This is a genomic window from Streptomyces sp. NPDC050625 (genome assembly GCF_040654755.1).
Lineage (GTDB): Bacteria > Actinomycetota > Actinomycetes > Streptomycetales > Streptomycetaceae > Streptomyces.
Map to the genome: position 1 here is coordinate 201,840 of NZ_JBFAIQ010000011.1, position 18,679 is coordinate 220,518.

Sequence of the window (18,679 nt, forward strand, 5' to 3'; positions counted from 1 at the left end):
TGCCCCACCCGCTCCGCGGCCTCACCGACCCGGTCCTTCTTTTGTCACTCTCACCTTCAGAGTGCTAACGCCAATGATTAGCACTCGCCCCTGTCGAGTGCAAGCGGCTCGGGAGGATACGCAGGTGGGCTGCGGCGTCACGGGGCCCGGGCGGGCCGGGCGGCACGGGCGTCGCGGGCAGACCGAAGGGCCCGTACCCCGGGAGGTACGGGCCCTTCGAAGATGAACAGAACGTCGGTGTCAGTCGACGCGTGCTTCAGCTGGTCGCCAGCCGGACCATGTCCGCCTGCGGGCCTTTCTGACCCTGCGAGATCTCGAAGTCGACCCGCTGTCCCTCTTCCAGGGTGCGGTAGCCGTCCATCTGGATCGCGCTGTAGTGGACGAAAACATCCGCACCACCGTCGACCGCGATGAAGCCGTACCCCTTCTCCGCGTTGAACCACTTGACGGTGCCCTGAGCCATGCCTAACTCCCCTATTACTGGCCCTTGCACAGATCCACACCTCGCGGATCCGGGTCAGACCTCACCCCCCATTGGCTTGGGGGCGTGCGCCGGAACGCGTCGACCGCGGCTGAATGTATCTGTCCAACTGCCGTCTGCAACAGGTCAATCGGACGAGAATTCTGGACGTGCGCGGTCCGGAATGTGGCGAGAATTCGCCTGAATTCAGGGCAAGTCGGGCCCTGCAAAAGGTATAAAAGCCGCAGAAAGCCCACACACTTTGGCTACTTCTTGTCGGCCTACGGCATGAATCCAGGGCTTCCGACCCGGAGATCGGGAGCGAGTTCCCCAACTGTACCGCGCTCAATCACACTGAATTGCCCCCTCCGCTTCTCTCACGGAGGGGGCAATCAGATGAACACTCGGTAACTGCCGTTACCCACGGTAATGATCAGCCGCCGGCGACCGCCGGGATGATGGAGACACCCGAGCCGTCGGGGGTCGCCGTCTGAAGGCCCTGCTCGAAGCGGACGTCGTCGTCGTTGACGTACACATTGACGAAGCGGCGCAGCTTGCCCTGGTCGTCCAGGACACGGGCGGCGATCCCCGTGTGGTTCTTCTCCAGGCTCTCGATGACCTCGGCGAGGGTCGCGCCCTCGGCCGTCACCTCGGCCTGGCCGCCCGTGTAGGTGCGCAGGATGGTGGGGATGCGGACGGTCACACTCATGCCAGGCCAGCCTCTCGGAAGGAGTCAAGGTTCGGGCGGATGGTCGCGGTCAGGCCCGTGCCGGCCACCGCGTCAAGCGTCTTGAGGCCGTCGCCCGTGTTGAGGACGACGGTGGTCTTGGTCGGGTCGAGGACGCCGTCCTTGATGAGCTTCCGCGTCACGCCCACCGTCACACCGCCCGCCGTCTCGGCGAAGATGCCCTCGGTGCGCGCCAGCAGCTTGATGGCGTCCACGACCTGCTCGTCGGTCACATCCTCCACCGCGCCGCCGGTGCGGCGCGCGATGTCGAGGACGTACGGCCCGTCGGCCGGGTTGCCGATGGCCAGGGACTTGGCGATGGTGTTCGGCTTCTGCGGGCGGACCACGTCGTGCCCGCCCTTGAAGGCCACGGACACCGGCGAGCAGCCCTCGGCCTGGGCGCCGAAGATCTTGTAGGGCCGGTCCTCGACAAGCCCGAGCTTGATCAGCTCCTGCAGACCCTTGTCGACCTTGGTGAGCTGGGAGCCGGAGGCGATGGGGACCACGATCTGGTCGGGCAGCCGCCAGCCGAGCTGCTCGCAGATCTCGTACGCCAGGGTCTTGGAGCCCTCCGCGTAGTACGGCCGCAGGTTGACGTTGACGAAGCCCCAGCCCTCGCCGGCCGGGTCGCCGATCAGCTCGGAGCAGAAGCGGTTCACGTCGTCGTAGTTGCCCTCGATGCCGACGAGGTTGCCGCCGTAGATCGCGGCCATGACGACCTTGCCCTGCTCCAGGTCGTGCGGGATGAACACGCAGGAGCGGAGGCCGGCGCGGGCGGCCGCGGCGCCGACGGCCCCGGCGAGGTTGCCCGTGGAGGAGCAGGACAGGGTGGTGAAGCCGAAGGCGCGGGCGGCCTCCAGGGCCTGGGCGACGACGCGGTCCTTGAAGGAGTGCGTCGGGTTGCCGGAGTCGTCCTTCACGTACAGACCGCCGGTCACACCCAGCTCGCGCGCCAGGTTGTCGGCCTTGACGAGCTTGGTCCAGCCCGGGTTCAGGTTCGGCTTGTCGGCCACGTCCGCGGGGACGGGCAGCAGCGGCGCGTAGCGCCAGATGTTCGCGGGGCCCGCCTCGATGCGCCTGCGGAGTTCCTCGGTTTCGTACGCCGAGAAGTCGTACGCGATCTCGAGCGGACCGAAACACTCCTCGCAGGCGAACACCGGTCCGAGCGGTACCCGGTGACCGCACTCGCGACAGCTCAGTGCTGCGGCCGGGCCGAGGTCTACTGTGGGATTGCTGGTGCTTGCAACTGTCTGCACAGCCATGGAGGCGAGGCCCTTTCTCCTCATCTTCCTCACGACGCATCTCGCCGTGAGACGGATTTGGCACCTTCCCTAGCCGGGAGCCTCGCTGGAGGACGAGAACCGACTGGAGGGTTGCCGGGGCTTCATCGGGCCGTGTCCCTCTGCCCCTCTGGATGAGCTGTATGTGGTTGTAAACGCCCACGACCCTCGACATGCGATGGTCATCGGCGTTGTTCAAGACTGTAACCGAAGGCCAGGACAGTTGAGATAGTCGTCCGAACCGCGAGACAACGTGAGGAGCCGCTGACTGTGCTGGAAGAAGTCGAGCGCTGGCTGGCCACCCGCTCCTGGTCCATGACCGATCGCCCCCTCCACAAGATCCTCGCCGCCAAGCAGCGGACGGGTCAGTCGGTGTCCGTGGTGCTGCCCGCGCTCAACGAGGAGGAGACGGTCGGTGACATCGTCGCCGTGATCCGCCACGACCTCATGCAGCAGGTCCCGCTCGTCGACGAGATCGTCGTCGTCGACTCGGGATCCACCGACCGCACCTCCGCGGTGGCCGCCGCCGCGGGTGCCAGGGTCGTCCACCGCGACGACATCCTGCCGCGCATTCCGGCCGTTCCCGGCAAGGGGGAGGTCCTGTGGCGCTCCCTGCTGGTCACGAGCGGGGACATCGTCTGCTTCATCGACGCCGACCTGAGGGAGTTCTCCTCCGACTTCGTCTCCGGGATCGTCGGCCCGCTGCTGACCGACCCGGGGGTCGACCTGGTCAAGGCGATGTACGACCGCCCACTGGGCGGGGCGACGGGCCAGGGCGGCCGGGTCACCGAGCTGATGGCGCGCCCGCTGCTGAACATGCACTGGCCGCAGCTGGCCGGCTTCGTGCAGCCGCTCGGCGGCGAGTACGCGGCCCGCCGCTCCCTGCTGGAACAGCTCCCGTTCCCCGTCGGCTACGGCGTGGAGCTGGGCATGCTGGTCGACGCCCTGCACCTGGTGGGCCTGGACGCCCTCGCGCAGGTCGACGTGGGGGTGCGCAAGCACCGGCACCAGGACGGGCAGGCGCTGGGCCGGATGGCGGCGGCGGTCTACCGGACGGCGCAGCTGAGGCTGGCCCGCGGTCACCTCGTCCGGCCCTCCCTGACCCAGTTCGAGCGGGGCGAGGACGGCTTCGAGCCGCGCACCTACTCGGTGGACACGGAGGAGCGGCCGCCGATGGCGGAGATCGCGGAGTACGCCTCGCGCCAAGTGGCCTGATCACTGGAGAACGGCTGTATACGGCCCCCTCGCAGGGTGGAACGTACGTTTGAGCGTTTCCGGGCCGGGCTAGGTTGAGGCGTATGGCTTCCACGCACGGTGCTGCTGAAGTGCTGGTCGCGTCCAATCGCGGCCCGGTCTCGTTCGAGGTGCGCGAGGGGGGTGCGCTGCACGCCAAGCGGGGTGGTGGCGGGCTGGTCTCGGGTCTGTCGGCCATCGGGCCGCACACGGACGCGGTGTGGGTGTGCGCCGCGCTGAGCGACGCCGACCGAGAGGCGGTGCGCCGCTCGCACGGCGGCCGGCGGCTGTCCGTGGACGCGACCGGCGGCCAGCAGGTGCGCATGCTGGACATCGACGCGACGGTGTTCTCCGACGCGTACAACGGCGTCGCCAACTCCGTGCTCTGGTTCGTCCACCACATGCTCTACCAGACCCCGCTGGAGCCGGTTTTCGACGCGGAGTTCCGGCGCCAGTGGGCGTCGTACGAGGCCTACAACCGGGCCTTCGCCGAGGCGCTGGCGGAGGAGGCCGCCGAGGGTGCCGCGGTGGTGATCCAGGACTACCACCTCGCGCTGGCTCCCCGGATGCTCCGGCAGCTCCGCCCCGATCTGCGGATCGGCCATTTCTCGCACACGCCCTGGGCCCCGCCGGACTACTTCCGTCTCCTGCCCGACGACATCGCGGCCGAGCTGCTCGGCGGCATCCTCGGCGCCGACCGCGCGGCCTTCCTCACCCAACGCTGGGCGGACGCGTTCACCGACTGCTGTCATGCGGTGCTCGGGCCCGGCATCCCGTCCGGCACGCGCATCGGTGTGCACGGGCTCGGCGCGGACGCGGACTTCCTGCGCAAGCGGGCGCACGAGCCGGACGTGGCCGAGCGGATGGCCGTGCTGCGCGCGGAGATCGGTGACGGCCGCAGGACGATCGTCCGGGTGGACCGCACCGAGCTGTCGAAGAACATCGTGCGCGGGCTGCTGGCGTACCGGCAGCTGCTGGACGACCACCCCGAGTGGCGCGAGCGGGTCGTGCACGTGGCCTTCGCCTACCCCTCCCGGCAGGACCTGGCCGTGTACCGCGACTACACGGCGGAGGTGCAGCGCCTGGCGCAGGACATCAACTCCCGGTACGGCACACCGGGTTGGACCCCGGTCGAGCTGCACGTCAAGGACGACTTCGCGCGCTCCCTGGCCGCGTACCGGCTGGCGGACGTGGCGCTGGTGAACCCCATCCGGGACGGTATGAACCTGGTCGCCAAGGAGATTCCGGTCGTCTCCGACGAGGGGTGCGTGCTGGTGCTCTCACGGGAGGCCGGGGCGTACGAGGAGCTGGGCGAGGACGCGATCGCCGTGAACCCCTACGACATCGTGGGCACGGCCGACGCCCTGCACCAGGCGCTGACCATGCCCTTCGAGGAGCGGGCGGAGCGGACGAAGCGGCTGGCCGCCGCGGCCACCGCGTTGCCCCCTGCTCAGTGGTTCCTGGACCAGCTGCACGCGCTGGACGTCGATCAGTCCAGCTGAGCGGCGAGTCAGTCCAGCTGAGCGGCGAGCGTGCGGAGCAGTCGTACGACCCCCTCGGGGCCGTCCACCACCAGGTCCGCCCGTTCGGCCAGCTCCGTCACCTCCGAGCTGCCGCTGCACACCAGCAGGCCGGGGACGCCGTCCGAGCGGAGCTTGTCGACCGCGGCGTAGGCGGGGAGGTCGCCCAGGTCGTCGCCGGCGTACACCACGGACTCGGCGCCGATGTCGCGGACGTACTCCAGGAGGGCGACGCCCTTGTCCATGCCGGGCGGGCGCAGTTCGAGGACCAGCCGGCCTGGCTCGACGATCAGGCCGTGCCGGGTGGCGAGGTCGGAGAGGGGTTCACGGAGGGCCTCGAAGGCGGCCTGCGGATCGTCGGCGCGGCGGGTGTGGACGGCGACGGCCCGCCCCTTCTCCTCGATCCAGGTCCCCCGCCAGGCGCCGATCCGGTCCAGGAACCCGGGCAGTTCGGCGCGGACGGCGGCGACGCCGGGGTGCGGGGGCGGCGCGCTGACGGTTCCGCTCACGGCCTCCCAGCGCTCGGCGCCGTAGTGGCCGAGGACGACGAGGTGCTCCAGGCCGGGGACGCCCGCGAAGCCGCCGTGCCGCACGGCGACCCCGGCCGGGCGGCCGGTGATCACGGCGACGGAGGCCACCTTGGGGGCGATTTCGGAGAGTGCGGGTACGGCGTCGGGGTGGGCCCGGGCCTGTTCGGGGTCGGCGACGATGGGGGCGAGCGTGCCGTCGAAATCGAGCCCGATCAGCGCGGTGCGCGGCCGTGCGAGCAGCGCGTCGAGCCCTTCGCGTCCGGCCTGGGTCACGGGGGTCGGCAGCGGGTCCATCGGGTTGGTGGAGTCCGTCGTATGGATGCCCATACGGCGACCCTATCCACGGGAGGGCGGGCGCACCCATGGCTCAGGGGGGCGCACAGGGAAGCGCCGCGGTGTTCACCGCTCGGAGCGCCGCGCCTCCCGTACGCGCCGCAGCCGGTTCACCGTCACCGGGTCGTGCGCCAGCGCCCGCTCGTCGTCCAGCAGGGCGTTCAGCAGCTGGTAGTAGCGCACGGGCGCGAGCCCCAGCTCCTCACGTATCGCCCGCTCCTTGGCCCCGGGCCCCGCAAACCCCCGCCGCTCCAACGCAAGGATCCCCCGCTCCCGCGCCCCCAGCTCGTCCAGCTCCATACGGGGAACGGTAGCCGGGCCCACTGACAACGACCGGCTCGCCAGCTGACAACGACCGGCTCACCGGCAGTGCCTCACCCGCGTCGCGGCTGCCCGCGGGGTCGCTGTCGTCTGGGCCGAAACAGCCCGGCCCCTCCTGCTCCACGCCCACACACGACAGCGGCCCCCGTCCGCGGCACCCCCTCAGCCCTCGTCGCGGTTGTCCGCCGTCGTTGCTGTCGTCTGGAGGCGGTTCAGGATGGTCACCGGGCTGCCTGCGGGGGTGACGGCCTGGCCGATCGTCTTCTTGATGTCGGCGCTCACTCCTGCCCAGGAGGTCTTGCCGACCGGGTAGAGGGCGGACGTGGGGAGCTGGTTGAGGAAGGGGTGGAGGTTCGCGTCCTTGGCGGACTGGGACATGGCGTCCGAGGCGGCGCTGGTGACCGGCAGCAGGCCGTACTCGCGGGAGAAGCCGAGGACGTTCTTCTTGCTGTAGACGAAGTCGAGGAAGTCGCCGACCTGCTCGGCGTGGCCGTTCTGCTTGAAGGCCATCATCCAGTCGGCCACGCCCATCGAGGACCTGGACTGCCCGGTCCGCCCGGGCATCGGCACCATGCCGAACTTCACGCCCTTGGCGGCGGCCTGCTTCATCAGCGTGGGATGCCCGTTGAGCATGCCGACCTGACCGTCCGCGAACGCCGCGAAGGCATCGGCACGGTTGAGCTTGCCCGGTGCGACCGGCCCGGTCAGCCCCTTGCCGACGAGCTGGTCCTTGAGCCAGGTGAAGGTCTCCACGTTCTCGGGGGAGTCGAGGCTGTAGGTGCCGACGTCGTCGGTGATGCCGGAGCCGCCGCTCAGCAGCCACTGCATGGTCTCGGCCTGTGCCTCCTCGGGGCCGAGGGGCAGCGCGTACGGGTACTTGACCCCCTCGGCCTTCAGCGCCTTCGCGTCGGCCGCGAGCTCGCTCCAGTCGGTGGGCGCGGAGATGCCCGCCTTGGCGAAGAGGGTCTTGTTGTAGAAGAGCACGCGGGTGGAGGCGGCGAACGGGATGCCGTACTGCACGTGGCTCCACTGCCCGGCCTCGCTGAGCTGGGGGAGGAAGCTCGCCTGAACGGGTATGGAGAGCAGGTCGGACGCCTGGTACAGCTTGCCCGCGGCCGCGTAGTCGGCGTACGCGCCGATCTGGGCCATGTCGGGCGCCTTCCCGGCGTCGGCCATCTCCTTGACCTTGCGGTCGACGTCGTTCCAGGAGTAGACGCTGACCTCGACCTTCACCCCGGGGTGCTGGGCCTCGTACTCCTCGACCAGCTTGTCCCAGTACTTCTTGGAGCTGTTGGCGGCGGAGTCGCCGTAGTCGGCGGCGACCAGTCTGAGGGTCACGTCCGAAGAACCCGTGCTCCCACAGCCACCGAGAACCGCCGTCATGCCCATTGCGGACACCACCGCGATCATTCCTGCCCTACGCCGCCGCACTGCTACTGCCCCAACTCTGCCGTCTTGTCGTTTCACCATGTGGACCATGAGGTCTAAACCTAGGTCTACACCACGTGAGTGGACTAGACCTCTTACAGGTCGGAGGTCCACACTGTTCCCGTGAGACATGTCATCGCCCTCGACGTGGGCGGCACCGGGATGAAGGCCGCCCTGGTCGGGGACGGCGGCGACCTGCTCCACCAGGACCGGCGGGCGACCGGACGCGAGCGCGGACCCGACGCGGTGGTCGAGGGCATCCTCGACTTCGCCGCGGATCTGCGCGCGTACGGCGCACGGCACCTCGGCGGGCCCGCGGCCGCGGTCGGCGTAGCCGTCCCCGGCATCGTCGACGAGCAGCACGGCATCGCCGCCTACTCGGCCAACCTGGGCTGGCGCGACGTACCGCTGCGCGACCTGCTCGCGCAGCGGCTCGGCGTCCCGGTCGCCCTCGGCCACGACGTGCGCACCGGCGGGCTCGCCGAGGGCCGGATCGGGGCGGGCAAGGGCGCCGACCGGTTCCTGTTCGTGCCCCTCGGCACCGGGATCGCGGGCGCCATCGGCCTCGACGGCCGGGTGGAGGCGGGCGCGCACGGCTTCGCGGGCGAGATCGGGCACATCGTCGTACGGCCCGGCGGCGCCCCCTGTCCGTGCGGGCAGCGCGGCTGTCTGGAGCGGTACGCGTCCGCGGCCGCCGTGAGCGAGGCCTGGGCGGCCGTCTGCGAGGACCCGGACGCGGACGCCGCGGACTGCGCGAAGGCCGTCGCGTCCGGGGACCCGAACGCCGTCCGGATCTGGCAGGAGGCCCTGGACGCGCTCGCCGACGGTCTGGTCACCGCGCTCACCCTGCTGGACCCGCGCACGCTGATCATCGGTGGCGGCCTGGCCGAGGCGGGGGAAACCTTGTTCACGCCGCTGCGGGAGGCCGTCCAGCGGCGCGTCACCTTCCAGAAACTGCCGTCGATCGTCCCCGCCGCCCTCGGGGACACCGCCGGATGCCTGGGCGCGGGGCTCCTCGCCCGGGATCTCCTCGAAACCACTGACCCTTCGGAGGTAACCGCCTGATGGCCCCCAGCATGGTTCTCGCCGGTGCCCGGGTGGTTCTGCCCACCGGGACCGTGGACGACGGGCGCGTGGTCGTCGAGGGTACGAAGATCGCGGCCGCCGCGGGTCCGGACGCCGAGACGCTCGACGTGTCGGGCCACTGGCTGGTCCCCGGCTTCGTCGACATCCACAACCACGGAGGTGGCGGCGCGTCGTTCTCCGGCACGGCCGACGACGTGCTGACGGCGATCCGCACCCACCGTCTGCACGGCACCACGACCCTCGTCGCCTCCACCGTCACCGACGACATGGACTTCCTGGTCAAGCAGGCCGGGCTGCTGAGCGAGCTGGCCGAGCAGGGCGAGCTCGCGGGCATCCACTTCGAGGGCCCGTTCATCTCGCCGTGCCGCAAGGGCGCCCACTCCGAGGAGCTGCTGCGCGACCCGGATCCGGCGGAGGTCCGCAAGCTGATCGACGCGGCGCGCGGCCGGGCCACGATGGTCACCCTCGCCACCGAACTGCCGGGCGGCCTCGACTCCGTACGGCTGCTGGCGGAGCACGGGGTCATCGCGGCGGTCGGCCACACGGACGCGACGTACGAGCAGACGGTCGAGGCGATCGACGCGGGCGCCACCGTCGCCACCCACCTCTTCAACGCCATGCCCGCCCTCGGGCACCGCTCCCCCGGCCCGGTCGCCGCCCTCCTGGAGGACGAGCGGGTCACGGTCGAGCTCATCAACGACGGCACCCATCTGCACCCTGCCGCCCTGGAGCTGGCGTTCCGTCACGCGGGTGCCGGGCGGGTCGCGTTCATCACCGACGCGATGGACGCGGCCGGGATCGGTGACGGCCGCTATATGCTCGGCCCGCTGGAGGTCGAGGTCAGCGAGGGGGTCGCCCGGCTCGTGGAGGGCGGCTCGATCGCCGGCTCCACGCTCACCCTGGACCGCGCGTTCAAGCGGGCGGTGACCGTCGACAGGCTCCCCGTGGAGGACGTGGTCACGGCCCTGTCCGTCAACCCGGCCCGGCTGCTGGGCAGGTACGACACCATCGGCTCGCTGGAGCCCGGCAAGGACGCCGACCTGGTGCTGCTGGACGCCGGCTTCGAACTCAAGGGCGTGCTGCGCCGGGGCGAGTGGGTGGTCCCTCCCCAACTGCCCTGATCCGTCCCCGGGCAGAGAGACGGTGGCCGACCATGGGCTGGGCCGGTCGCCGTCTCTTTGGCATGATCGGGGCCCGGAACAGACGGCAGGCGCACAGGCTTCGAGGGAGGTCGGCCCGGGTGATCCTCACGGTCACACTGAACACCGCTCTCGACATCACCTATCGCGTACGGTCCCTGCGGCCGCACGCCTCGCACCGCGTCTCGGCGGTCACCGAACGGCCGGGCGGCAAGGGCCTGAACGTGGCCCGGGTGCTCGCGGCCCTCGGACACGAGGCGACGGTCACCGGGTTCGCGGGCGGCGGCACCGGACGGGCGGTGCGGGAGGGTCTCTCGGCCATATCCGGCGTGGTGGACGCGCTGGTCCCGGTCGGCGGGTCGACCCGGCGCACGATCGCGGTCGTAGACGAACTCACCGGCGACACCACCCAGTTGAACGAGCCGGGCCCGCAGATCACCCCGATGGAGTGGTCCGCCTTCCTGGACACGTACGAGGACCTGCTGGCCGAGGCCTCGGCGGTGGCCCTGTGCGGCAGCCTGCCGCCCGGCGTGCCGGTGGGCGCCTACGCGGGACTGGTACGAACGGCACGAACCACCGGCGCCCCCGTCCTCCTGGACACCAGCGGAGAACCACTGCGCCGCGGTGTGGCCGCCCGCCCCGACATCATCAAACCGAACACCGACGAACTGGCCGAACTAACCGGCTCCCACGACCCCCTGCGCGCGACCCAGGACGCCCGACGGCGGGGGGCCCGCGCGGTGGTCGCGTCCCTGGGCTCGGAGGGCCTCTTGGCGGTGACCCCCGAGGGCCGCTGGCGCGCCACCCTACCCACCCACGTCCACGGCAACCCGACCGGCGCCGGCGATTCGGCGGTCGCGGGCCTGCTGTCGGGCCTCGTGGAACAGATGCCGTGGCCGGACCGGCTGGCGCGCTCGGTCGCGCTGTCGGCGGCGACGGTACGGGCGCCCGTGGCGGGGGAGTTCGACCGGGTGGAGTACGAGAACCTGGTGGGGCGGGTGGCGGTGACGGGCGAGGCCACGGCAGCGTGACACTGCACGTGGCCGACAGTCACCCCTACCCCCGTACTGCGGCGGCGACCGCGCTGCAATGACGCCGCCGTCAGTCTTCGGACGTGACCCAGCCCTTCGCCAGCGACAGCTGGTCGAGGTAGGCGTCGCACTGGTTGCCCTGCTCGCACGAGATCTTGATGGTGTTCGTGCCCTTGGTGAGCTGGACCCAGTTGTAGGTCTTCGTCCAGCCCCTCTCGTAATTGCCCTCGGGTGCCTTTGCCCAGTTCTTGAACTTGACGGGCTGGTTGGACGGCGTGCCGTTGATCGTCAACGTGCCGGTGCCGTCCTTGCCCGGGACGCTGTACCCGAGAAACACGGTGTACTTGCCGGCGTCCGGGATGCCGTTGACCGTCCAGGTGACCGAGGCGCCGACGTTGTTGAAGTTCGTGACGTAGACACCGCCGTCCGCCTGGGCTCCCTTGACGTCCGAGGCGGTGGTGGCTCCGCCTTCCAGGCGAAGTGCCTTCGCATCGATCTTCGGGAGCTCGCCCGAGTCGGACACCGAGCTGGTGCTGGACGGCTTGGGTGAGGCGCTCTGCGACTGCGTCGGAGAGGGGTTCGCCGCGTTGTCCTTCTTGTCGTCGTTGCCGTTGATCACGGCGATGCTGATGCCGATCACGACCGCGGCGACCACCGCGACGGCGCCGATCAGCAGGCCCTTGGTGTTCGGGCCGCTGCCGCGGCCGCGGCCGCCGCCCGGGAGAGGCTGCTGGGTGGTCGGGGCGCCGCCCGGGAGGGTCTCCGGAGCCTGGTAGTGCGCGTTCGGCTGGCCGTAGGTGCCCTGCTGGGGGATGGTCTGGCCCTGCTGTCCGCCATAGGTGCGCTCGCCGACCGGGCGCACCCTGCTGACCGAGTTCGGGTAGCCGTAGCCACCGGACGGCGGCTGAGCCCCTCTGGCCTGGCCGTCGGCATAGAGATAGCCGAACGGGTCCTCGTCCTCGGGCGTGCTCGCGCCGTTGTCGCCGGGCGTCATCCCTTGGTACTCCTCAACAGGTGCGGGCGGATGCGGTACAGGTATTGAATGGCGAGCCTACCCGTTCTCGCTGGCCCAAACGGGTGACTCACACCGCTTCAGCCCACTGACCTGCGCATCATCCGGCGCGTCGGTGCTGTTTGGGACGAGATCGTTTCTCGACGTACATCCGTTCGTCAGCGGATTTCAACACTTCGTCCGCGGTCATGCCGCAGTGTGCCCACCCGATGCCGAAACTGGCGCCCACCCGCACGGCCCGGCCCTCGGCCCGTATCGGCTGGATGATCTCGTTGCGCAGGCGTACGGCCAGGTCCTGCGCGTCGGCCTTGCCCAGCCCGTCGGCCAGGATCACGAACTCGTCGCCGCCGAGGCGGGCCACCGTGTCCCCGTCCCGCACCCCCCGGGTGAGCCGCCGGGCGACCTCGATGAGGACCGCGTCACCCGCGTTGTGCCCGAACCGGTCGTTGATCGACTTGAAGCCGTCGAGATCGCAGAAGAGGACCGCGAGACCCTTGGTGCCGTCGTCCCGCTCCCCCTCGGGCGCGATCGTGTGCACATGGTGGTCGAAGCCGTCGTACGACTGCGCCACCGCCGCGAAGTCGAAGCCGTGGCCGTTGACGTCGAAGGCGGGATGGCCGTAGGCGGCGTCCAGGGACTCGATCTCGCCGGCGTGGCTGGCCCGCTGACAGAGCCGGGACGACAGCCGCGAGCGCAGCTCGGCCGAGTTCGGCAGGCCGGTGAGCGAGTCGTGGGAGGCGCGGTGGGCGAGCTGGAGCTCGCGGCGCTTGCGCTCCTCGATGTCCTCGACGTGGGTGAGCAGAAACCGGGGGCCGTCGGCCGCGTCGGCGACGACGCTGTTGCGCAGGGACACCCACACATAGCTGCCGTCGCGGCGGCCGAGGCGCAGCTCCGCACGGCCGCCCTCGGCGGAGGTGCGCAGCAGCGTGCCTATGTCCTCGGGGTGGACGAGGTCGGAGAAGGAGTAGCGGCGCATCGCGGAGGCGGGGCGGCCGAGCAGCCGGCACAGCGCGTCGTTGGTGCGCAGTATCCGTCCGTGCTGGTCACCGCCCATCTCGGCTATGGCCATGCCGGAGGGGGCGTACTCGAACGCCTGCCGGAAGCTTTCCTCGCTGGCGCGCAGCGCCTGCTGCTCCCGCTCCAGGCGGACCAGGGCGCGCTGCATGTTCGAGCGGAGACGCGCGTTGCTGATAGCGATGGCCGCCTGGAACGCGTACATCTGGAGCGCCTCGCGGCCCCAGGCGCCGGGGTGGCGGCCGTTGCGCGGCCGGTCCACGGAGATCACGCCGAGCAGCTCGCCGGAGGAGCCGCCCTGCACGCCGGGCGTGTACATGGGCGCGAAGAGCCGGTCGGAGGGGTGCCACTCGTCCTCGAAGCGGGGCGCGGGGCCGTCGGTGTACCACTGCGGTACGTCGTCCTCGTCGAGCACCCAGCCCTCGGTGTGCGGTATGAACCGCAGGTCGCCCCAGGCCTCGCCCATGGTCAGCCGACGCTCCCAGGACTCGCGCGAGCCGACGCGGCCGGTGATGAGGGCCTCGGCCGCGGGGTTGCCGGAGAAGGCGGCGACGACGAGGTCGCCGTCGGGGCGCACGAGGTTGACGCATGCCATTTCGTACCCGAGGGCGGTGACCGCGCCGTCGGCGACGGTCTGCAGTGTGTCCGCCAGGCTGCGTGCCGTGTTCATGTCGGCCATGACCTGGTGCAGCTGCCGCAGGGACGCAAGACGGACATACGGCTCCGACTCGGTCTCCATGCTCGCCCTCCCCCCGAGACCTCGCAGCGAATCAAGGGTTGTCTTTGGCGCTTCTTATCAGTGGTGCCCTTGCATCTTGCCCCGCCACTGAATCACAGCGCGCTGCCCACTCGGTACACAGGGTCAACAATTAATGGCCCTTGTGACTCAAGTCACAGGGGAACGTGAGCAATTGAGTGGAGTTTCTGCGTTTTCCCTGTGGGCTTACTGAACCCATGCTTTGCGGGTGTGGGGACATGATGCACGACCCTGGTCCTAGGACCCACTTCGGACCGGGGCCCGATGCGACCCGCGCGGACCGGAGATTAGCGTTTCCGGCGTGCCGAACACTCCCTCCGCCCTGCCTTCCCCCACCGCCACGGCCGCCCCCGGGCATGCTGAGGGGGTGAGCAACGACGAGTTCCGGGCCGCCATGTCCCGGCTGGCCGCGGGCGTGGTCCTGGTGACGGCGCAGGAGCCGCCGCTGGACCCGGACGACCCCCTGGCGCCGGGCGGCGAGGACGTCGGCATGACCGCCACCGCCTTCATGTCGGTCTCGCTGGACCCGCCGCTGGTCCTGGTCAGCCTGCGCAACGGCTCCCGCATGGACGACCTGCTCGACGAACAGCCCCTGTGGGCGGTCTCCGTCCTCTCCGAGAGCCAGCGGCACATCGCGGGCCGCTTCGCCATGAAGGGCCGCATCAGCGACCGGCTCCTGTTCGAGGACCTCGCGTACGTCCGCGGCGAGGCCTCCGGCGCCCCCTTGATGGGCGGCGCCCTGGCGACCCTGGAGTGCCGGACCGAGCAGCGGGTGACGGCGGGGGACCACACCCTGGTGATCGGCCGCGTGCTGACCGCCGGGGTACGGAGCGCGGACGGGGGGCCGCTGCTCTATTTCCGGGGCCGCTACCGGCAGTTGGGGTAATCGGGGACGGAAGACACGGGCGGAAGTCACGGGGCAAGGAGGTGCGGAAGGGGCCACGGAAATTCCGTTGGACCTTCGTGAACGGCCCAAAGATGCCCGGACGGCAGCCCGCCTCGAAGAAGTCGCGCCCCGGAATTCGGAAACCGCCCTCGGCATTCGGATCCGGCCCGACCAGGAGCATGCGGTCGAGCCCGTCGCTCACCCCCAGTCGCGGCCCGATCTCCCCCGCTTGGTGTCCGAGCGCTGTTTCTTCTCCCTCAGCCGGCGTTCGTTGATGCCGCGTGGGATGCGGGTCGGCTTGCGGGGCTTGGGTGGGGGTGCGGTGGCCTCCGCCAGCAGCGCCGCGAGGCGTACGGCGGCCGTCTCGCGGTTGCGCCACTGGGAGCGGTGCTCGGAGGCGCGGACCGTGACGACACCGTCGACGAGCCGCCCGGCCAGCCGCTCCAGCGCACGCCGCTTCCACACCTCGGGCAGTGCCTCGGTGTTCGCCAGGTCGAAGCGCAGCTCCACCTGGGAGTCGCTGGTATTGACGTGCTGTCCGCCGGGCCCGGACGACCGCGAGAAACGCCACATGAGCTCCGCCTCGGGCAGGAGGACGGAGCCGCGGATGACGTGAGGACCGGACATGCGTCCCATGTTCCCTGCTCTGTCCGGTCCACGTCATCCGTATTTCGCGGCCTGAATGTCTCCGGCTTGGTAAAAAAGGTAAAGCGAACCGGAACCATGGGGACCCCTCCCGGCGTTCTCCCGGGTGACGGTAGCTTCGTGCACACAGAAACTAGGGAAGGGACTCCCAACAATGGCTGTAAGCCTGTCCAAGGGTGGCAACGTCTCGCTCACCAAGGAGGCTCCGGGCCTGACCGCCGTCACCGTGGGCCTCGGCTGGGACGTCCGCACCACCACCGGCACGGACTTCGACCTGGACGCCTCCGCCATCGCGGTCAACACGCAGGGCAAGGTCTTCTCGGACGCCCACTTCGTCTTCTTCAACAACAAGCAGACCCCGGACAACACGATCGTCCACACGGGCGACAACCGCACGGGTGAGGGCGCCGGCGACGACGAGGCGATCAACGTCAACCTCGCCGGCCTCCCGGCCGACATCGACAAGATCGTCTTCCCGGTCTCCATCTACGACGCCGAGAACCGCGGCCAGAACTTCGGCCAGGTCCGCAACGCCTACATCCGCATCGTCAACCAGGCAGGCGGCACCGAGATCGCCCGCTACGACCTGTCCGAGGACGCCGCCACCGAGACGGCCATGGTCTTCGGCGAGCTCTACCGCAACGGCGCCGAGTGGAAGTTCCGCGCGGTCGGCCAGGGCTACGCCTCGGGCCTGGTGGGCATCGCCCAGGACTTCGGCGTCAGCGTCTGATCCGGTCCCCTGCCCTGCCGGAGCCCCCAGCCGGGAAACCGCTGGGGGCTCCGGGGTTCTCGCGCTAGGTTCACCCTGTGATCCTCGATCCTCTCCGCCTCACGCCCGACCACGACATCCCGGGCCCCGTGCTCACCGAACTCACCGCGCTGCACGCCTCCAACCGCGACTTCCAGGCCCTGAGCGGCGACTTCCCGGACCCGGACGACATCCGGCCGGAGCAGGTGGCGGCGGCACTCGCCGTGGAGATGGCGAATCCGGACATCGAGGTGCTCCTGGCGCGCAGCGAGGGGCTGCTGGTCGGGCTGGTGATCACCCTTGCGCACCACCCCGATCCGGCCGACCCGGATCCCTGGATCGGGCTGCTGATGGTCGACGCGGCCTCGCAGCGCCGCGGGTACGGACGCCGCCTGGCCACGCTCGTCGAGGACCGGTTCCGCGCCGCGGGCCGTACGGCCGTGCGTCTCGCCGTCCTCGACAACAACCCCAAGGGACTGGCCTTCTGGACCGCCCTCGGCTACGAGGTCATCGGTCACCGCAAGGACCTCCAACTGGGCCGCCCCTGCGCCGTACTGCGCAAGGAGCTGCGCACGCCCCGCCGCGCGGCCGGGGTCGCCGTCGCCGGCCCGGACGGCTCCGCCCGCTGAGCCGCGTGTGACGCTTCGGGCATCAAGTGCGCTGTGAAAGTGGGGAGTTCGAGCGACCCTGCTTGTCCGCATAACGGATTCACAGTGACGGATTTCGGATACGAACACGTAAATTCTTGACGGCCCCCTGTCAAACGGGCAGTCGCAGGTGTCACCCTCTCCTCGCCCGCCGCAACGCTGTGCCCCACCTGTGCATCACCTGTGCCTCGATCACGAGGCCGGCTCGAAGGAGATCGAGTGAGACAGCAGCCACGCTCCACCCGCACCTCCGGCAGGACCGCCGTACGCGCCGCCGCTCTCGTCGGCTCGGCCGCGATGGTCGTCCTCGCCCTGCAGAACGGTGCCGCCACCGCGGCCCCGGAGCACGCGACCGGCGCCACCGCACTCCCCCTCACCGCCTCGGCCCGCAGCGCCGCCATCAAGTCGGCGCAGGACGCGGCCGGTTCCACCGCACATGAACTCGGGCTGGGCGCCCGGGAGAAGCTCGTCGTCCGGGACGTCGTCAAGGACGCGGACGGCACGGTCCACACCCGCTACGAGCGGACGTACGCCGGTCTGCCGGTCCTCGGCGGCGACCTGGTCACCCACGTGGCGAGGAGCGGCACGCTCAAGGGCGTCAGCAAGGCGACCAAGGCCCGGATATCCGTGGCGTCCACCGACGCCGCCGTCTCCCCCGCCGCCGCCAGGAAGTCCGCGCTGAAGGCAGCCGGCTCCGCCGAGGCCACCACCGCCACCGCCACCTCCCGCAAGGTCGTCTGGGCCGTCGGCACCAAGCCCGTCCTGGCCTACGAGTCCGTGGTCAAGGGCCTCCAGCACGACGGCACCCCGAGCGAGCTGCACGTCGTCACGGACGCCGCCACCGGCAAGAAGATCTACTCCTACCAGGCCATCGACACCGGCACGGGCACCAGCCGGTACAGCGGCACAGTGCCGCTGGGCACCACGGCCTCCTCCTCCGGCGGCTACGACCTGACCGACGGCGGCCGCGGCGGCCACAAGACGTACGACCTGAACGGCGGGACGAGCGGCACCGGCACGCTCTTCCACGACGCCGACGACATCTGGGGCGACGGCACGGTCACCAACCGCCAGACCGCCGCCGTCGACGCCGCCTACGGTGCCGCCGTCACCTGGGACTTCTACAAGTCGGCCTTCAACCGCAACGGCATCGCGGGCGACGGCAGGGCCGCCTACTCCCGCGTCCACTACGGCAACGCCTACGTCAACGCCTTCTGGAACGACAGCTGCTTCTGCATGACGTACGGCGACGGCGCGGGCAACGCCGACCCGCTCACCTCGCTCGACGTGGCGGGCCACGAGATGAGCCACGGCCTGACCGCGGCCACCGCGGGGCTGAAGTACAGCCGGGAGTCGGGCGGCCTGAACGAGGCCACCTCGGACATCTTCGGCACCTCGGTGGAGTTCTTCGCGAACAACTCCTCCGACCCCGGTGACTACCTCATCGGCGAGAAGATCGACATCAACGGCAACGGCACGCCCCTGCGCTACATGGACAAGCCCAGCAAGGACGGCGGCTCCGCCGACTACTGGTCGCGCAGTGTCGGCCGCCTCGACGTGCACTACTCGTCCGGTGTCGCCAACCACTTCTTCTATCTGCTCAGCGAGGGCAGCGGCGCGAAGACCATCAACGGGGTGTCGTACAACTCCCCGACCTACGACGGCTCCACGGTCACCGGCATCGGCCGGACCAAGGCCTACCAGATCTGGTACAAGGCCCTGACCACGTACTTCACCTCGTCGACCGACTATGCGGGCGCGCGCACCGGCACCCTCAAGGCGGCGAGCGACCTGTACGGGGCCGGCAGCGCCGAGTACAACGCGGTGGCGGCGGCCTGGAAGGGCGTCAACGTCAACTGACCGGCGAGGCGCACGCCGGTGA

Annotated in this window: 17 protein-coding genes, 1 pseudogene and 1 riboswitch; of the genes and pseudogenes, 9 read left to right on the forward strand and 9 right to left on the reverse strand. The window is 70.3% G+C overall.

Going from position 1 to position 18,679, the window contains the following annotated elements; genetic code table 11:
- Positions 1–256: 256 nt before the first annotated feature.
- From AB0I54_RS25135 to thrC, 3 genes are all read right to left on the reverse strand, one after another.
- The gene (locus AB0I54_RS25135; protein ID WP_019057200.1) at positions 257–463 is read right to left on the reverse strand and encodes a cold-shock protein; all 207 of its coding nucleotides are present in this window, start codon (positions 461–463) and stop codon (positions 257–259) included.
- Positions 464–893: 430 nt separating this feature from the next.
- Positions 894–1,169, reverse strand: a complete 276-nt coding sequence (locus AB0I54_RS25140; protein WP_363298390.1) for a MoaD/ThiS family protein — start codon at positions 1,167–1,169, stop codon at positions 894–896.
- The gene (gene thrC, locus AB0I54_RS25145) at positions 1,166–2,449 is read right to left on the reverse strand and encodes a threonine synthase (protein WP_363298391.1); all 1,284 of its coding nucleotides are present in this window, start codon (positions 2,447–2,449) and stop codon (positions 1,166–1,168) included. The genes AB0I54_RS25140 and thrC overlap by 4 nt, the downstream gene beginning before the upstream one ends.
- 17 nt (positions 2,450–2,466) lie before the next feature.
- A riboswitch (SAM riboswitch) is annotated at positions 2,467–2,608 on the reverse strand.
- A 129-nt stretch (positions 2,609–2,737) separates the two neighbouring features.
- On the opposite strand from thrC, the gene AB0I54_RS25150 reads away from it, so the two are divergent.
- Positions 2,738–3,682 carry a glucosyl-3-phosphoglycerate synthase gene (locus AB0I54_RS25150; protein WP_363298392.1) on the forward strand — a complete coding sequence of 315 codons (945 nt, stop codon included), beginning with the start codon at positions 2,738–2,740 and terminating at the stop codon, positions 3,680–3,682.
- Positions 3,683–3,765: 83 nt separating this feature from the next.
- Positions 3,766–5,202 (forward strand): trehalose-6-phosphate synthase, encoded by a 1,437-nt coding sequence (locus tag AB0I54_RS25155; RefSeq protein ID WP_363298393.1) that lies wholly within the window; start codon positions 3,766–3,768, stop codon positions 5,200–5,202.
- 8 nt (positions 5,203–5,210) lie between these two features.
- Here AB0I54_RS25155 and otsB read toward each other — a convergent pair whose 3' ends face one another.
- From otsB to AB0I54_RS25170, 3 genes are all read right to left on the reverse strand, one after another.
- A complete protein-coding gene (otsB, locus tag AB0I54_RS25160; protein WP_363298394.1) occupies positions 5,211–6,077 on the reverse strand; it encodes a trehalose-phosphatase in 867 nt (288 codons plus the stop codon).
- A gap of 72 nt (positions 6,078–6,149) precedes the next feature.
- Positions 6,150–6,383 (reverse strand): DUF3263 domain-containing protein, encoded by a 234-nt coding sequence (locus AB0I54_RS25165; protein WP_363298395.1) that lies wholly within the window; start codon positions 6,381–6,383, stop codon positions 6,150–6,152.
- Between the two features lie 183 nt (positions 6,384–6,566).
- Positions 6,567–7,814, reverse strand: a complete 1,248-nt coding sequence (locus AB0I54_RS25170) for an extracellular solute-binding protein (RefSeq protein ID WP_363298396.1) — start codon at positions 7,812–7,814, stop codon at positions 6,567–6,569.
- 141 nt (positions 7,815–7,955) lie between these two features.
- Between AB0I54_RS25170 and AB0I54_RS25175 the strand changes: the two genes are divergently transcribed.
- From AB0I54_RS25175 to AB0I54_RS25185, 3 genes are all read left to right on the forward strand, one after another.
- A complete protein-coding gene (locus tag AB0I54_RS25175) occupies positions 7,956–8,897 on the forward strand; it encodes an ROK family protein (protein ID WP_363298397.1) in 942 nt (313 codons plus the stop codon).
- On the forward strand, positions 8,897–10,039 hold the full coding sequence (gene nagA / locus AB0I54_RS25180; RefSeq protein WP_363298398.1) for an N-acetylglucosamine-6-phosphate deacetylase: 1,143 nt from the start codon (positions 8,897–8,899) through the stop codon (positions 10,037–10,039). Before AB0I54_RS25175 ends, nagA begins: the two co-directional genes overlap by 1 nt.
- A 119-nt stretch (positions 10,040–10,158) precedes the next feature.
- Positions 10,159–11,088, forward strand: a complete 930-nt coding sequence (locus tag AB0I54_RS25185; RefSeq protein WP_363298399.1) for a 1-phosphofructokinase family hexose kinase — start codon at positions 10,159–10,161, stop codon at positions 11,086–11,088.
- 70 nt (positions 11,089–11,158) lie between these two features.
- On the opposite strand, the gene AB0I54_RS25190 is transcribed toward AB0I54_RS25185, so the two are convergent.
- Positions 11,159–12,082, reverse strand: a complete 924-nt coding sequence (locus tag AB0I54_RS25190) for a carbohydrate-binding protein (RefSeq protein WP_363298400.1) — start codon at positions 12,080–12,082, stop codon at positions 11,159–11,161.
- A gap of 118 nt (positions 12,083–12,200) precedes the next feature.
- On the reverse strand, positions 12,201–13,853 hold the full coding sequence (gene cdgB, locus AB0I54_RS25195) for a diguanylate cyclase CdgB (protein WP_363298401.1): 1,653 nt from the start codon (positions 13,851–13,853) through the stop codon (positions 12,201–12,203).
- 319 nt (positions 13,854–14,172) lie between these two features.
- Here cdgB and AB0I54_RS25200 point away from each other — a divergent pair, with 319 nt between their 5' ends.
- On the forward strand, positions 14,173–14,757 hold the full coding sequence (locus tag AB0I54_RS25200; RefSeq protein WP_363298402.1) for a flavin reductase family protein: 585 nt from the start codon (positions 14,173–14,175) through the stop codon (positions 14,755–14,757).
- Between the two features lie 198 nt (positions 14,758–14,955).
- On the opposite strand, the gene arfB is transcribed toward AB0I54_RS25200, so the two are convergent.
- On the reverse strand, positions 14,956–15,384 hold the full coding sequence (arfB, locus tag AB0I54_RS25205; RefSeq protein ID WP_363298403.1) for an alternative ribosome rescue aminoacyl-tRNA hydrolase ArfB: 429 nt from the start codon (positions 15,382–15,384) through the stop codon (positions 14,956–14,958).
- 172 nt (positions 15,385–15,556) lie between these two features.
- Here arfB and AB0I54_RS25210 point away from each other — a divergent pair, with 172 nt between their 5' ends.
- From AB0I54_RS25210 to AB0I54_RS25220, 3 genes and pseudogenes are all read left to right on the forward strand, one after another.
- Complete coding sequence (locus tag AB0I54_RS25210; RefSeq protein ID WP_363298404.1) at positions 15,557–16,132, forward strand: TerD family protein; 576 nt, start codon at positions 15,557–15,559, stop codon at positions 16,130–16,132.
- A gap of 77 nt (positions 16,133–16,209) precedes the next feature.
- A pseudogene (locus AB0I54_RS25215) lies at positions 16,210–16,770 on the forward strand (GNAT family N-acetyltransferase); the annotation flags it as partial.
- Positions 16,771–17,094: 324 nt separating this feature from the next.
- On the forward strand, positions 17,095–18,657 hold the full coding sequence (locus AB0I54_RS25220) for a M4 family metallopeptidase (protein WP_363298424.1): 1,563 nt from the start codon (positions 17,095–17,097) through the stop codon (positions 18,655–18,657).
- The last annotated feature ends 22 nt before the right edge of the window (positions 18,658–18,679 follow it).

Bases quoted from the DNA above. Each gene is read 5' to 3' on its own strand.
- AB0I54_RS25190 (WP_363298400.1), bottom strand. From the start codon at position 12,082: ATGACGCCCGGCGACAACGGCGCGAGCACGCCCGAGGACGAGGACCCG.
- AB0I54_RS25140 (WP_363298390.1), bottom strand. From the start codon at position 1,169: ATGAGTGTGACCGTCCGCATCCCCACCATCCTGCGCACCTACACGGGC.
- AB0I54_RS25220 (WP_363298424.1), top strand. From the start codon at position 17,095: ATGGTCGTCCTCGCCCTGCAGAACGGTGCCGCCACCGCGGCCCCGGAG.
- arfB (WP_363298403.1), bottom strand. From the start codon at position 15,384: ATGTCCGGTCCTCACGTCATCCGCGGCTCCGTCCTCCTGCCCGAGGCG.
- thrC (WP_363298391.1), bottom strand. From the start codon at position 2,449: ATGGCTGTGCAGACAGTTGCAAGCACCAGCAATCCCACAGTAGACCTC.
- AB0I54_RS25135 (WP_019057200.1), bottom strand. From the start codon at position 463: ATGGCTCAGGGCACCGTCAAGTGGTTCAACGCGGAGAAGGGGTACGGC.
- nagA (WP_363298398.1), top strand. From the start codon at position 8,897: ATGGCCCCCAGCATGGTTCTCGCCGGTGCCCGGGTGGTTCTGCCCACC.
- AB0I54_RS25165 (WP_363298395.1), bottom strand. From the start codon at position 6,383: ATGGAGCTGGACGAGCTGGGGGCGCGGGAGCGGGGGATCCTTGCGTTG.
- AB0I54_RS25210 (WP_363298404.1), top strand. From the start codon at position 15,557: ATGGCTGTAAGCCTGTCCAAGGGTGGCAACGTCTCGCTCACCAAGGAG.
- otsB (WP_363298394.1), bottom strand. From the start codon at position 6,077: ATGGGCATCCATACGACGGACTCCACCAACCCGATGGACCCGCTGCCG.
- AB0I54_RS25155 (WP_363298393.1), top strand. From the start codon at position 3,766: ATGGCTTCCACGCACGGTGCTGCTGAAGTGCTGGTCGCGTCCAATCGC.
- AB0I54_RS25170 (WP_363298396.1), bottom strand. From the start codon at position 7,814: ATGATCGCGGTGGTGTCCGCAATGGGCATGACGGCGGTTCTCGGTGGC.
- cdgB (WP_363298401.1), bottom strand. From the start codon at position 13,853: ATGGAGACCGAGTCGGAGCCGTATGTCCGTCTTGCGTCCCTGCGGCAG.